Origin of the sequence: Thioclava nitratireducens (genome assembly GCF_001940525.2) — a bacterium.
Classification (GTDB): domain Bacteria; phylum Pseudomonadota; class Alphaproteobacteria; order Rhodobacterales; family Rhodobacteraceae; genus Thioclava; species Thioclava nitratireducens.
In genome coordinates this window covers 1,223,997-1,236,675 of the sequence record NZ_CP019437.1, presented here as the reverse complement: position 1 = coordinate 1,236,675, position 12,679 = coordinate 1,223,997, and the positions used below count along the sequence as shown (strand labels likewise).

Below are 12,679 nucleotides of genomic sequence, written 5' to 3'. Positions count from 1 at the left end.
ACTGCGCCGAGACCTCCGGCGTTCTCGCCCCATGAAAGATCTGCCCGATCTCGTCTATTATCCCGATGACCGACCAGGCATCACGCGCCGGCGCTGCGGGCGCGGGTTCACCTATACCGCCCCGGATGGCACGACCATCGCGCGCGGTGCCGAGCGTAGGCGGATCGAGGCACTGGCGGTGCCGCCCGCCTACGAGGACGTCTGGATTTCACCACGTCCGAACGGGCATCTGCAGGCGACGGGGCGCGACGCGCGGGCGCGCAAGCAATACCGCTATCACCCTGACTGGACCGAGTTTCGCGCGCAGCGCAAATTCGACCGGCTCGCGGAATTCGGCACCGTGCTGCCACGCCTGCGTCGCGCGATCCTGAACGATCTGCGCGGCCATGATCCGGGCGACCGGGCCTTCGCGCTGGCCGCGGTTCTGGCGCTGCTCGACCGGACCGCGATCCGCGTCGGCAATGCCGATTACGCCCGCGAGAACCGCAGTTTCGGCGCGACGACATTGCGTGGCGCACATATGACGCTCGACGGGGACACGCTGCATTTCTCCTTCAACGGCAAGGGTGGCGCGCAGGTCGAAAGCGAGCTCCGCGACAAGACGCTGGAGCGCGCACTGACGCGGCTCGACGATTTGCCGGGCGCCGAGCTGATCACGTGGCTGGACGAGGCGGGGGAGCCCCACTCGGTGCGCTCCGAGGAGGTGAACGCCTTCCTCGCTGATCGCACCGGGGCCGAAGGGCTGACGGCGAAGACCTTCCGGACCTGGAACGGATCGGCCGCGGCGCTCGAGGCAGCGATGCGGCAGGCGGATGACGGGCGCGTGACGATCAGGGTGATGGCGGAGGCTGCCGCCGCGCGCCTTCACAACACGCCGGCGATCGCGCGCAATTCCTATATCCACCCCGAGGTAATTGCACTGAGCGAGGCCGAGCCGGAGGCGCTCACCAGCCTCGCTCAGGACGCTCCGGCGGTGGACGGGCTGCGCCGCGCCGAGGCGCAGTTGCTCCATCTTCTCGACGGCTGACCGCTTCGAACGCCCGCGATCACGCAACATCACGAATACGCGCAAAATTGCGAGCCGAGCGTGATCCGATACCGCGCATCTCCCGTATCTCTCACATGATCCAACATCGGATCTGCCAACGATCCAACCAAGGGAGAAAGAGAATGCTGAGAAGAACCTTCATGGCCGCTGTCCTCGCCGGAACGGCGCTCGTTTCCGCCCCCGCCCATGCCGACAATCATGGCGGAATGGATATCGTCGACACCGCCGTGAACGCAGGCAGCTTCGAGACGCTCGTGGCCGCCGTGCAGGCTGCGGGTCTCGTCGACACGCTCAAGGGCGATGGCCCCTTCACCGTCTTCGCGCCCACGGATGAGGCCTTCGCCGCGTTGCCCGAAGGCACCGTCGATGACCTGCTCAAGCCCGAGAACAAGGACAAGCTGACCTCGATCCTGACTTATCACGTCGTGCCCGGAAAGGTAATGTCCGGCGATCTGAGCGACGGGATGATGGCCGCGACGGTGCAGGGCTCGGAAGTCACGATCAAGACCGACCCCGCGGTCATGGTCGACGACGCCAGCGTCACGCAGGCGGATGTCGAAGCCAGCAACGGCGTGATCCACGTGATCGACAAGGTGATCATGCCCAAGTGACGGGCTTCAGGCAAAGCCCCGAGCATTAGGGAGGCCTGTCGAGGGTCCGCTTTTCGACAAGCCGATCCCGGGCCGTTCGCGCAGCTTCATGTGCGAGCGGCTTGTTCTTTGGCCGAGCGCTCGGCCCCGGAGAGAACCCGTTCAGGCATGTGCGCTCAGGATCGAGCCGCTCCCGCCAGGATCGCCGCCACCGGCGACCAGGTCGCTTTCCGCGGGCAGATCGTCGGCGTGAATGACCGGCGCTCCGGTGATACGCGACAGGTTCTGCGCGATTGCTTCGATTGCGGCATGGCACGCGTGATCGCCATCGTGCTTGGGCACGAAGATGCGCGTCAAACCATGCGCCTGCATGATGTAGGACAGCACATGCGCGATCGAGCCATGCTCTTCCGGATCGGAGAGCGCCTCGTCTTTATAGGTCAGGAAGGATGCGCAGATCGGCGTCGCGCCACAAGCGCCGAGCTGGGCGATCAGCGCCCCGCGCCCACCGCCTTCTTGCGACAGGCAAACGATGTGAGAGCGGTCATCCTTCAGTGCCTCGATGAACGCGCCGTGGCACTCGAGATCGCAATTCCCGGGATGAAGCATCAGGACGAGCGCGCCCTCCTCCGACGCGGTCGTCTCCAGATTTCGTGACATCATGGTCATATCAGACCTCCTCCTTTGAAATAGAGCGGTGCGCGCCCGGGTCGAATTCCCGGCCCTCTTCTTCGTCCCGAAGCCATTCGGCGGCGCGCCCGGTAATGCGCAACGCGGGTGTGCAGGCGGCGAGCCGATTGAGGAAGCTGCGCGCCCAGATCCGCGTATCGGTCGCCTCGACTACCTTCAGGCAGGCGGTATGGCGCGCCTGACGCTCCTCGAGCGGCATCGTGAGCGCCCGGCGGATCGCGGCCGCCGTCTCGTCGACGTCATGCGGGTTGACCAGCAGGGCCTCGGTCATGTCCTCTGCGGCGCCCGCGAAGCGCGACAGCACCAACACGCCCGGATCTTCCGGGTCCTGTGCCGCGACATATTCCTTCGCCACGAGGTTCATCCCGTCCGCAAGCGGCGTGACGAGCGCGGCTCGTGCGCCGCGCAGCAACCCCGCGATCTCGTCGCGCGGCACGGGGCGGTGCAGGAAACGGATCGGCGCCCAATGGACCTCGCCGAAGCGTCCGTTCACCTGCCCCGCGATCTGCTGCAGATCGGCGGTGATCTCCTGATAGGCCCGCACGCTTTCGCGCGACGGCGGGGCGATCTGCACCAGCGAGGCGCGCGGCCCCGTGTCGTAGCTCTCGAGGTAGCGTTCGAACGCGCGGAAGCGTTGCGGCAACCCCTTGGAGTAGTCGAGCCGGTCGACGCCGATGACATAGGCGTCTCCGAACAATTCGTGCGCGGGCGGCGGCGCGCAGTCCTGCGCCGCCCGGGCGAAACTCTCAGCCGAGATACCGATCGGAAAGGACCGGACGGATACCTCCTGCGCGCCGAATTTGATCGCGCCGTCAGGCAACATTTCTGCCCTCGGATCGGCGCGGAACATCTCGAGACAGCGCGCCACGTCGGCCCGCGTCTGCAACCCGACGAGATCGTAATGCGCCAGCCAGCGCGCGAAGGCGGGCGGATCGGGCAACACGTCGAGATCGGTGATGTTGGGGAAAGGGATGTGAAGGAAAAAGCCGATGCGATTGGTTACGCCGAGGCTGCGCAGCTCCTCGGCCAACGGGAAGAAATGGTAGTCGTGAATCCAGATGTGATCTTCGGGCGAGATCACCTCGGCCATCTGCTGCGCGATGCGGCGGTTCACCCGCAGGTAGCCCTCGTCGAAGCTGCGATTGATCTCGACCAGATCGGTGCGGTGATGCGCGATCGGCCAGAGCACGGAATTGGCGAAGCCGAGGTAATAGGCCTCGCGGTCTTCCTCGGTCAGACGGAAGGCGAGCTTGTCGTATTGGGTGCCCCCCATATCGATGAGGGCGGGCTCTTCGGACCCGACCTCGGGATGCGCGCCGATCCAGATGCCGCCCTTTTCGCGCAGCGCCTCGTGGAGCGCCACCACGAGCCCACCCGAGGGCGTCGCCTCGGAGGGAATGCGGTTGGACACGACGATGAGACGGGCGGGCATGACTGAAAAAACCTCCGGATTGAACGAATGGTGACGGCTGTCACGTCTGAAATATTCGTCCGCTCAACGCCCCCTTGAAGCGCGCAGTTCCGCCCGATGGCGGAGCGTCGGCAAAAAAGTTTAGGCGATTAACATAAGACATTCCGAACTTTTTGTTCGGGTACATTTTTTCATATCTTTTCATCTTGTTCCGAGAAGTCCGGGAAAAACAGCCTGCCTCGCGCGCGTACGAGGGGACGCCAAAGCGGGATGACAATTCACTTCCGCAGTGTCGCGCGCACGGAACCTCGACGGAGGCGACTGGTTGGCTTTTCAGCAAGCGAAACCTGCCACGGAGAGCGACATGTCACACCCGGCTCAACCCTGCACCGAAGACGCGCGTCCGGCGCCGCGGGGGCTGCGCGCATGGGTCACGCGCGAGCGGATCGCCTTCTGGCTGCCGATCGCGATTTTCCTTCTGCTGGTCCTGATCGCTCCCCATATCCTGCTGCTGATCTTCGCCGGGCTGCTCATCGCGGTTTTTCTGCGCATGGGCGGGAACGCGATCGCGCGCAGGCTCCGTATTGGCGAAGGCTGGGGGCTCCTGATCTACGCGCTGCTGCTGATCGGGCTTGGGGTGCTGTTCTTCGTATATGCGGCGCAGGGGCTGTCAGACCAGCTCGACCAGTTGCTGAGCGCCCTGCCCGAGGCACGAAAGCAGGCACAGCAATTCATCGACTCGCATGGCTGGCTGCATTCCTTCACGCGCTCGATCGATCTGGGCGCGATGGCGCCGTCCGGCGAAGGAGCCGCGACGACCGTGATGGTGTCGATTGGCATGCTCGGGAACGCGTTGCTGATAACCTTCATCGGTGTCTACGGCGCGGTGGAGCCGCAGTTGTATCGGCGCGGGATCGCCGCGCTCTTTCCGGCCTCTGACCGCGACTGGATCGTCGCGAGTTTCGCGACCGGCTGGGCGGCGCTGTCTGGCTGGCTCTTCGCGCAGATGATTTCGATGACGGTGATCGGCGTGCTGACCTTCATCGGCCTCTGGGCGCTGAACGTGCCGCTGGCCGCGATCCTCGCGATCCTCGCAGGGCTTCTGACCTTCATTCCCAATATCGGCCCGGTCCTGTCAGCGATCCCCGCCATGGCGATGGGTCTGACGGTGAGTCCGATCACGATGCTTTGGGTCGTGCTGCTCTATCTCGGCGTTCAGGCGCTCGAGAGCAATGTCGTCACACCGCAGATCCAGGAGAGGGCGATGTCGCTGCCGCCGGCGCTGGTGATCGCGTTCCAACTGCTGATGGGCAGCTTCTTCGGCATTCTCGGGCTCGCGCTCGCGACGCCTCTGCTCGCGGTCCTGATGCTGATGACGCGGCGCCATTACCTGCCGCTCGTCAGGCCCGAGACCGCCTGACCACCTTTCCTTTCCATCCTTCCGGAGCTTTCGTTGACCACTTTCCTGATCCTCCTCGGCGCCGCCCTCGTCGCGATTTCACTTTGGGATATCCTTCTGTGCGCGTTGGGCGCAGGACAGTCCGGGGCGCTCTCGCGTGCCGTCGCGCGGTTCGGCTTCGCGCGGATGCGCACGATTGGTCACACGCGGATCGCGCATCGGATTTGCGGACCGGTGACGATGGCGTGGCTGGGCGCGGTCTGGATCGCTGCGGTCGCCTTTGGCTGGAGCCTGATCTTCTTCGCAGCGAGCCGATCGCTCGAAACGACAAAGGGCCTGCCTGCGGCGAGCTTCGCCGACAGCCTCTCCTACGCCGGGCACCTTCTTTCGACGCTGGGCGGCGGCTACGCCAACCCCGCGGGCACCGGCTGGTCGCTGATCTCTGTCATCACCGGGGTGACGGGAATGCTGGTGCTTACGCTGGCGGTGAGCTTTGTCTTCTCCACCACGCAGGCGGCAGCGCAGGGCCGCGCGGTGATGGCGCTGGCTGAGGTATTTCCCCCGGGCTCCGACGAGTTCACCGGACAGTTCCTGCCGCAATTTTCCAGCTACGTCGCACAGGTGAAATCCATTCCCTTCGCTCTTTTCTACAGCACCGCGCGGCCGCAGAGGAGACTGCCGCGCGGGATCTACCGCCTCTGGAGAGACGCACGCCTGACAGAGACACAGCGCCGCGCGCTCCGGATCATCCTGCATGAAATCCCCGGGCTGGAGGAGGTCGCACCCGAGCGGTTCGACGGCGCGCTTCTCGACTGGGCGATGCGCCACGACCTGTGCCCGAACGAGATGAGGCGCAGCCAATGACACACTGCCTCGCAGGACCAAGAAACGCGCATAACGTGGAGCGGCCCGCATGGTTCCGTGAAAAAAACGTGTTGGGCAGCCGAACTTGTCCGACGAGGAGGTCGGTCTACCGTTTCCGCACACCCCCTTGTGCACGCGAGTTTGCCATGTCCCTTGCCGCATCGATCCGCAGAGCCCCCCTCCTTTCCGGAGCGGTCTTGGCCGTCTGGATGGGCTGGGGCTGGACCGGCGCGGGAGAGGCGCGAGCAGAGAGTTTTCTCGACCCGGCCGGGCCGATCGCCTCCGCTCAGGTTACTCATCTGAAGATCATCCTGATCCTCATGGCGATCGTCGTGATCCCGGTTTTCGCGGCGACCCCGTGGTTGATCCGGCGCTACCGCTACGGACGCTCGAAGGGCGAATACCGCCCCGACTGGTCGTTCGCCACGGTGTTCGAAATTCTGGCCTGGGGCGTGCCGATCCTGGTCGTGCTGATGCTTGCCGTTTATCTGTGGCAGCGGACCCACACGCTCGATCCTTACAACCCGGTTGCGGGCAAGGCAGGCAAGCCGCTGGTCGTCGATGTGGTCGCCTACGACTGGAAATGGCTGTTCCTCTATCCCGAAGAAGGCGTGGCGAGCGTGGGCGAGCTGGCCTTCCCTGCCTCGCGCCCGCTCGAGCTGCATCTGACCTCCGACACGGTGATGCAGAGCTTCATGATCCCGCGGCTGGGCAGCCAGATCTACGCGATGAAGGGGATGCAGACGAAGCTGCATCTGGCCGCCGACGGCCCCGGCACCTTCGAGGGCCGCAACACGCAGTTTAACGGCGAAGGGTTCTACACGCAGAATTTCAAGGCGAGCGCCATGAACGATGAGGTATTCGCGCGCTGGGTGAAGGCGGCGAAGGCGCGCGGCCTGCCTCTCGACGACAAGGCACGCGCAGCGCTGGAGGAAAAAAGCAACAAGGTCGAACTGGCCCGCGCGCTCGACCAGCCTACCGAGCAGCCGATCCTGTTCTCGACCGCGCCGAGCGGAATGTTCGACGAGATCGCCGGCCTGAAGGAGACGCAACAATGAACACATGGAGCAGCATCTGGGGTTTCCCCTTCGGACGCCTGACGCTGGACGCGCTGCCGGTCACCGATATCGTGCGCGCCGATGGCAGGACCGAGTTGCTCTCCGGCATCACTGGCACTGCCGCTGCGGGCATGGCGGTGCTGGGCTTCGTCGTCGTGGTTATCTTGATCACGGTGAAAGGATGGTGGCGACCGCTCTGGAGCGAGTGGCTGACTTCGGTCGATCACAAGAAGATCGGCATCATGTATATCGTCTTCTCCTTCGTGATGCTGGCGCGGGCGCTGGCCGAAGCCTTCGTGATGCGAAGCCAGCAGGTGGTGGGCCATGACGGCGGTGGGATCGTGATGCCCGACCATTTCGCGCAGCTCTTCACCACCCATGGCACGATCATGATCTTCTTCATGGCGATGCCCTTCCTGACCGGCATGATCAATTTCGTGATGCCGTTGCAGATCGGCGCGCGCGATGTGGCCTTCCCGGTGCTGAACTCGGTCTCGCTGATGCTGACGATCGCGGGCGGCCTGATCCTGATGATCTCGCTGGTGCTGGAGCCCTTCTCGACCGGCGGCTGGTCCGGTTACCCGCCCTATACGGAAGCCGCCTACAACCCCGGCGCGGGGCCGGATTACTGGATCTGGGCGGTGACGCTGTCGTCGATCGGGTCGACTTTCACGGGGCTGAATTTCGCCGTGACGATCTACAAGAAGCGCTGCCCCGGAATGAAGCTTATGCGGATGCCGCTGTTCACCTGGACGTCGCTCTGCACCTCGATCCTGATGATCTTCGCGATGCCGCCGCTGACCATCGCGACGGCGCTGCTCGCGCTGGATCGCTACATGGGCTTCCACTTCTTCACCAATGGGGGTGGCGGCAACATGATGAACTACGCCAACCTGTTCTGGCTGTTCGGCCATCCGGAGGTCTATATCCTCATCCTGCCCGCGTTCGGCGTCTGGTCGGAGGTATTCTCGACCTTCTCGGGCAAGACGCTCTACGGCTACACCGCACTGGTAATCGCGACGATGGCAATCGCGGTGCTGAGCTTCACCGTTTGGGTCCACCATTTCTTCACGATGGGCCAGAGCGCCAATCTGAATGCCGCCTTCGGCATTGCCACGATGACGATCGGGGTGCCCACAGGGGTCAAGATCTACGACTGGATGCTGACGATGTTTCGCGGGCGGGTGCGCATCTCGGTGCCGATGCTCTACGCCATCGCCTTCCTGTTCCTGTTCACCATCGGCGGGCTGTCGGGCATCATTCTGGCGAACCCGTCGGTCGACTACCAGGTTCACAACACGCTGTTCCTCGTGGCGCATTTCCACAACATGCTGATCCCCGGACTGCTTTACGGGATGATCGCGGGCTACACGATGTGGTTTCCCAAGGCCTTCGGGTTCCGGCTCGACGAGAAATGGGGCTACCGCGCCGCGTGGTGCTGGATACTCGGCTTCATGGGGGCGTTCTTCCCGCTCTACGTACTGGGGCTGATGGGAATGCCGCGGCGGATGTCGGGCTATTTCTCCGGGCAGTGGCTGCCATGGACGATCATCGCGTTGGGCGGCGCGGTCCTGATCCTCGCCGGTTTCCTCGCGCTGATCGTGCAACTCTGGGTTTCGGTGCGCGATCGCAAGCGGCTGGCCGTGCCGGTAGGCGATCCCTGGGACGGGCGCTCGCTCGAATGGGGCATCCCCGCCCCCGCGCCGGAATGGAACTTCCCCTCCCTGCCCCGTGTCGAGGGCCGCGACGCCTTTGCGACGCTGAAAGCCTCGGGTCATGATCTCGGCCCGCCCGAGGACGGGTTCGAGGATATCTGGCTGCCGAAGAACGCCGCGTTCGGCCCAGTGATCGGGGCGCTCGGCACGGCGCTGGCCTTCACGCTGACATGGTACATGTGGTGGGCGGTTCTGCCGCTTGCGGCACTGGTGCCGCTGGTGATCATCGCTCAGGGCTTCCGGCGCGACACCGAGAAGCGCGTCCCTGCCGAGGAAGTCCGCAAGGAATGGCGCGCCTTCCGCGAACTGGCCGCCCGCACGCCGCGCGTGCCCCGCACGTCCGAATACACCCGCGACAACCGCGGCCACGCCATACCGATGTCGCAGGAGGCCACGCGATGAGCCAGACCACCCGTCATCCCGGCCTCAACCTCGGTTCCAAGCACCAGAGCGCCGACGACCAAGCCGAAACCGAAGTCTTCGGCTTCTGGGTCTTCATGATGTCCGATGCGATCCTGTTCGGCCTGCTGATGGCGACCTATGTGGTGATGCGGCCCAACACGAATGGCGGCCCCGGCCCGCAGGAACTGTTCGAGCTGAAGTCGATCTTCATCGAGACGATGCTGCTGCTGACGTCATCGGTCGCGATTGGCTTTTCTCATCTCGCACTCAAGCACGAGCCGCGCCCGGTGAAGATGGTGCTGTGGTTGCTGATCGCGATGGCGCTCGCGCTGACCTTCGTGGGCTTCGAAATCCACGACTTCCTGAAGATGTTCTCGGAAGGCGGCACACCTCAGCGCAGCGGATTCCTGTCGTCCTTCTTCGCGCTGGTGCCGCTGCATGGGCTGCACGTCACGTTCTCCTGCCTCTGGGCCGTCGCGATCCTGGGGCAGATGCTCGTTTACGGTCTGGACGACCGGGTAAAGCTGTCGATGGTGCGCCTCGCCGTGCTCTGGCACTTCCTCGACATCGTCTGGATCGGAATTTTCTCCATCGTCTATATCGGGGGGCTGGCATGAGCGAACATGACGAAAGACGCCAAGAGGCCCGCAGCTACCTGATCGGCTATGCGCTCGCGCTGGCGCTGACCCTGCCGATCTTCGCACTGGTGGCGTGGGATCTACTGCCGAAAGTTGCGATCTGGTGGACAACCGCCGTGGCCGCGATCGTGCAGATCGTGGTCCATTTCCGCTTCTTCCTGCATATTCGCCTGAAGGGGCAGAAGCAGGAAGACTTGCATCTGATCCTGTTCACCACTCTGATCTTGCTGCTGATGGGCGGCGGGACGCTGTGGCTGCTGTGGAACCTGCACGCGCGGATGATCTGAGCCGATCAGGCCCCGAAGCGGCCGATCTCGAAGCCAGCCTCGGTCAGGTGCCCGCGCAGTGCCCGCGCCATCGCCAGCGCCTCTGCCCCGTCGCCGTGCAGGCAGACCGTGTCGATCTTGCAGGGGATTTCCTTGCCCGAGGCGGTCACGATCGCGCCTTTGCGCAGCATCTCCTCGATCCGCGCGCCGACCTCTCCGGCGTCATGCAGCACCGCACCGGGCTTCGATCGCGCCATCAGCGAAGCGTCGTCCTCGTAGGCGCGATCGGCGAAAATCTCGCCCGCCCAATTGGCCTCCAACTCGCGCGCAACCTGCTCCATCGGGGTCTGCGGCAGAACGACGAGGATGATGTCGGGCTGCACTTTCAGGGCGGCGGAATAGCAGGCCCGCGCGATCTCGATATCCTCCGAGGCCATGTTCGACAGCGCCCCGTGCAGCTTGAAATGCCGCACCGCGCCACCCGCCGCGCGGGCCATCGCCTGCGCGGCGCCCAGTTGATAAGTGACCAGATTCGTCAGCTCCTCGGCGCTGAGCTTGATCCGCCGACGGCCGAAGCCCTGCAGATCCGCAAAGCCCGGATGCGCGCCGATACCGACATCGTTGGCCACAGCTGCGCGCATCGTCTGCGCCATCACATCCGGATCGCCCGCGTGGAAACCGCAGGCGACATTGGCGGAGGTAATGACCTCCATCAGCGCGGCGTCGTTGCCCATGATCCACGGGCCGAAGCTTTCTCCGATATCGGCGTTCAGGTCGATCTTAGCCATTTTCTTCCTCCAATTCGCGCCCTGCCGTCACGCCGCTGATCAATTGGTAGCTGAGCAGGTCATGAATGTCGTGCGGATCGCGGATCAACGGGCGCAGCTTGGCCCGCTGTGCCTGAAGCTGCGCCTCCCAGCGCAGGGCCAAGGCGTCGGCCTCGTCCAGTGTCACCGCTTTGAACCGCAGTTTCGTCCCCGGCGCGGCTTGGGCGATGCGCGGCAGATCGCAGGGCAGCACGGTGCCGATCCGAGGGTAGCCGCCGATGGTCTGGCATTCGGCGAGCAGCACATAGGGCGTGCCTGCGCCCGTCATCTGAATATCGCCCTCGAAGATCACGTCCGAGGCGAGCCCTTTGGCCTTGTCCGAGGTCAGCGCAGGCGCATCGCTCTCGAGCGCCACGCCCTGACGGTTGCCCTGCCGGGCGCGCGTGAATTCGGTCGTGCTGAGCCGCGCGAAAGTGGCCTCGTCGAACAGGCCCGTCTGCGGTCCCGGGATGATCCGCAACGTGCCCCCCGAGAAACGGTCGTCCTGCGTGAGAACCATCGCGGGCGCGTCGGGCTCGGGGTCCGCACCGAGCGGCAGGCGCGCGCCCGCTTCCAGCGCCGATCCGATCCCGGCGGCCAGATGCGCCGAGCGGCTGCCCAGCACTTCGGCCGTCTCGATCCCGCCCGCGAAGGTGAGGTAGCCGAACATGCCTGCACGTGCGGCACCGATCGACAGCACCTCGCCTGGTTCCATTCTGTGGCTCGCGCCCCAGCGCAGGGGGCGTCCGTCAAGCTCCGCCTGCATCGGCGCACCCGTCAGGGCGATCCGCGTCGGAGCCGTGACCTCGAACCGCCCGCCGCTCACCGCCATTTCCAACGCGGGAAGCGGTTTGCGCGACCCCAGAAGCGCCGCCGCCTCGACCAATGCGAGCGGATCGACCGCGCCACCGCGCGAGATGCCTTGCGCCATACGACCGGGGCGGCCCATGTCCTGCACGCTCACGCTTGGCCCGACGCTCCGCAGGATCAGCGATCCGCCGCTCATGACCGCACCTCGCAACGCGCGCCGCCCATCGGATCGCCCGCTTTCAAAAGCGCGTCCATCTCGGTGCCGGAGACCGGCGCGAGGCGAACCTCGTCGCCCGCATGCAGCGGCACGGGGTCGGTTTGGTCGGGGCGGAACACATCGAAGGCCGTCCGCGCGATCTGATGCCAGCCAGTGGGCGAGGCATTCGCGAACAGCACCAATTGGCGCACCGCCACGCAGAGCGCGCCTTTTGGCACGCGCGGGTTCAGCTCGGAGCGGCGCGCGAGATTCCAATGCTCGGGCAGCAGACCGAGATAGGGTTGACCGGGCGCGAAGCCGATGGCGAGGACACTCAGCGGAGTCGCGGTAATTTCGTCGATGGCCGCCTGCGGAGAAAGCCCCGCAAGCTTCGCCGCCTCTTCCAGATCGGGACCGTGTTCGCCGCCGAACGCCACGGGCAAATGCCAGACGCGCTGCGCGGGATGCGGCGCCGCACTCAGCCAATCGGCCTCGGACAGCAGGGTCTCCAGCCGCTCGGCCATCTCGGCCCGCGTTACCGCCTCCGGATCGAAACGCAGCAGAACCGACACGAGGCTGGGGACGACCTCGCGCAAACCGGCCAGATCGCTCTCCGTCACGCGCTGATGAAAGCTCTGCGCCGCCGCTATCGCGCGCGGCTCCGCGACCAGCGCGAACCGCACGAGCAGCCCGTCTCCGCCAGCCGGCAAAATCTGCGGGCTATGCGCTTGGGCCGTTCCGGGCCGCAATGCTTCTTCGAGCATCATGTCAGGGCAACTCCACTGG

Annotated in this window: 13 protein-coding genes; 8 read left to right on the top strand and 5 right to left on the bottom strand. The window is 65.0% G+C overall.

The genetic code is table 11. From position 1 onward, the window contains the following. Window positions 1–31 precede the first annotated feature (31 nt). Window positions 32–1,027 carry a DNA topoisomerase IB gene (locus BMG03_RS06130; protein WP_075776297.1) on the top strand — a complete coding sequence of 332 codons (996 nt, stop codon included), beginning with the start codon at window positions 32–34 and terminating at the stop codon, window positions 1,025–1,027. A gap of 143 nt (window positions 1,028–1,170) precedes the next feature. Continuing rightward, window positions 1,171–1,659 (top strand): fasciclin domain-containing protein, encoded by a 489-nt coding sequence (locus tag BMG03_RS06125; protein WP_075776298.1) that lies wholly within the window; start codon window positions 1,171–1,173, stop codon window positions 1,657–1,659. 141 nt (window positions 1,660–1,800) lie between these two features. Here BMG03_RS06125 and BMG03_RS06120 read toward each other — a convergent pair whose 3' ends face one another. Together BMG03_RS06120 and BMG03_RS06115 are read right to left on the bottom strand one after the other, a co-directional pair. Further along, the gene (locus tag BMG03_RS06120; protein ID WP_075776299.1) at window positions 1,801–2,307 is read right to left on the bottom strand and encodes a hypothetical protein; all 507 of its coding nucleotides are present in this window, start codon (window positions 2,305–2,307) and stop codon (window positions 1,801–1,803) included. A gap of 1 nt (window position 2,308) precedes the next feature. Further along, window positions 2,309–3,760, bottom strand: coding sequence for an alpha,alpha-trehalose-phosphate synthase (UDP-forming) (locus tag BMG03_RS06115; protein ID WP_075776300.1), 1,452 nt, complete (start codon window positions 3,758–3,760; stop codon window positions 2,309–2,311). Between the two features lie 343 nt (window positions 3,761–4,103). Between BMG03_RS06115 and BMG03_RS06110 the strand changes: the two genes are divergently transcribed. From BMG03_RS06110 to BMG03_RS06085, 6 genes are all read left to right on the top strand, one after another. Next, window positions 4,104–5,159, top strand: coding sequence for an AI-2E family transporter (locus BMG03_RS06110; protein WP_077701144.1), 1,056 nt, complete (start codon window positions 4,104–4,106; stop codon window positions 5,157–5,159). A gap of 33 nt (window positions 5,160–5,192) precedes the next feature. After that, window positions 5,193–6,002, top strand: coding sequence for a hypothetical protein (locus BMG03_RS06105; protein ID WP_077701143.1), 810 nt, complete (start codon window positions 5,193–5,195; stop codon window positions 6,000–6,002). A gap of 146 nt (window positions 6,003–6,148) precedes the next feature. After that, on the top strand, window positions 6,149–7,060 hold the full coding sequence (locus BMG03_RS06100) for a cytochrome ubiquinol oxidase subunit II family protein (RefSeq protein ID WP_167733388.1): 912 nt from the start codon (window positions 6,149–6,151) through the stop codon (window positions 7,058–7,060). After that, a complete protein-coding gene (locus BMG03_RS06095) occupies window positions 7,057–9,177 on the top strand; it encodes a cbb3-type cytochrome c oxidase subunit I (protein ID WP_075776302.1) in 2,121 nt (706 codons plus the stop codon). Before BMG03_RS06100 ends, BMG03_RS06095 begins: the two co-directional genes overlap by 4 nt. After that, on the top strand, window positions 9,174–9,794 hold the full coding sequence (locus tag BMG03_RS06090; RefSeq protein WP_075776303.1) for a cytochrome c oxidase subunit 3: 621 nt from the start codon (window positions 9,174–9,176) through the stop codon (window positions 9,792–9,794). The genes BMG03_RS06095 and BMG03_RS06090 overlap by 4 nt, the downstream gene beginning before the upstream one ends. Next, window positions 9,791–10,102, top strand: a complete 312-nt coding sequence (locus tag BMG03_RS06085) for a cytochrome o ubiquinol oxidase subunit IV (protein WP_075776304.1) — start codon at window positions 9,791–9,793, stop codon at window positions 10,100–10,102. Before BMG03_RS06090 ends, BMG03_RS06085 begins: the two co-directional genes overlap by 4 nt. A 5-nt stretch (window positions 10,103–10,107) precedes the next feature. On the opposite strand, the gene BMG03_RS06080 is transcribed toward BMG03_RS06085, so the two are convergent. The 3 genes from BMG03_RS06080 to BMG03_RS06070 are packed head-to-tail and all read right to left on the bottom strand — an operon-like array spanning window position 10,108 to window position 12,660. Further along, entirely contained in the window at window positions 10,108–10,869 is a 762-nt protein-coding gene (locus tag BMG03_RS06080) for a LamB/YcsF family protein (RefSeq protein WP_075776305.1), read from the bottom strand. Further along, window positions 10,862–11,893: a 5-oxoprolinase subunit C family protein gene (locus BMG03_RS06075; protein WP_075776306.1), complete on the bottom strand. Its 1,032-nt coding sequence runs from the start codon at window positions 11,891–11,893 to the stop codon at window positions 10,862–10,864. The genes BMG03_RS06080 and BMG03_RS06075 overlap by 8 nt, the downstream gene beginning before the upstream one ends. After that, window positions 11,890–12,660, bottom strand: coding sequence for a 5-oxoprolinase subunit B family protein (locus tag BMG03_RS06070; RefSeq protein ID WP_099049357.1), 771 nt, complete (start codon window positions 12,658–12,660; stop codon window positions 11,890–11,892). The genes BMG03_RS06075 and BMG03_RS06070 overlap by 4 nt, the downstream gene beginning before the upstream one ends. Window positions 12,661–12,679 lie beyond the last annotated feature (19 nt).

Excerpts from the sequence above, each read along its gene's own strand:
- BMG03_RS06130 (WP_075776297.1), top strand. The coding sequence starts at position 32 with ATGAAAGATCTGCCCGATCTCGTCTATTATCCCGATGACCGACCAGGC.
- BMG03_RS06125 (WP_075776298.1), top strand. The coding sequence starts at position 1,171 with ATGCTGAGAAGAACCTTCATGGCCGCTGTCCTCGCCGGAACGGCGCTC.
- BMG03_RS06120 (WP_075776299.1), bottom strand. The coding sequence starts at position 2,307 with ATGACCATGATGTCACGAAATCTGGAGACGACCGCGTCGGAGGAGGGC.
- BMG03_RS06115 (WP_075776300.1), bottom strand. The coding sequence starts at position 3,760 with ATGCCCGCCCGTCTCATCGTCGTGTCCAACCGCATTCCCTCCGAGGCG.
- BMG03_RS06110 (WP_077701144.1), top strand. The coding sequence starts at position 4,104 with ATGTCACACCCGGCTCAACCCTGCACCGAAGACGCGCGTCCGGCGCCG.
- BMG03_RS06100 (WP_167733388.1), top strand. The coding sequence starts at position 6,149 with ATGTCCCTTGCCGCATCGATCCGCAGAGCCCCCCTCCTTTCCGGAGCG.
- BMG03_RS06095 (WP_075776302.1), top strand. The coding sequence starts at position 7,057 with ATGAACACATGGAGCAGCATCTGGGGTTTCCCCTTCGGACGCCTGACG.
- BMG03_RS06090 (WP_075776303.1), top strand. The coding sequence starts at position 9,174 with ATGAGCCAGACCACCCGTCATCCCGGCCTCAACCTCGGTTCCAAGCAC.
- BMG03_RS06085 (WP_075776304.1), top strand. The coding sequence starts at position 9,791 with ATGAGCGAACATGACGAAAGACGCCAAGAGGCCCGCAGCTACCTGATC.
- BMG03_RS06080 (WP_075776305.1), bottom strand. The coding sequence starts at position 10,869 with ATGGCTAAGATCGACCTGAACGCCGATATCGGAGAAAGCTTCGGCCCG.
- BMG03_RS06075 (WP_075776306.1), bottom strand. The coding sequence starts at position 11,893 with ATGAGCGGCGGATCGCTGATCCTGCGGAGCGTCGGGCCAAGCGTGAGC.
- BMG03_RS06070 (WP_099049357.1), bottom strand. The coding sequence starts at position 12,660 with ATGATGCTCGAAGAAGCATTGCGGCCCGGAACGGCCCAAGCGCATAGC.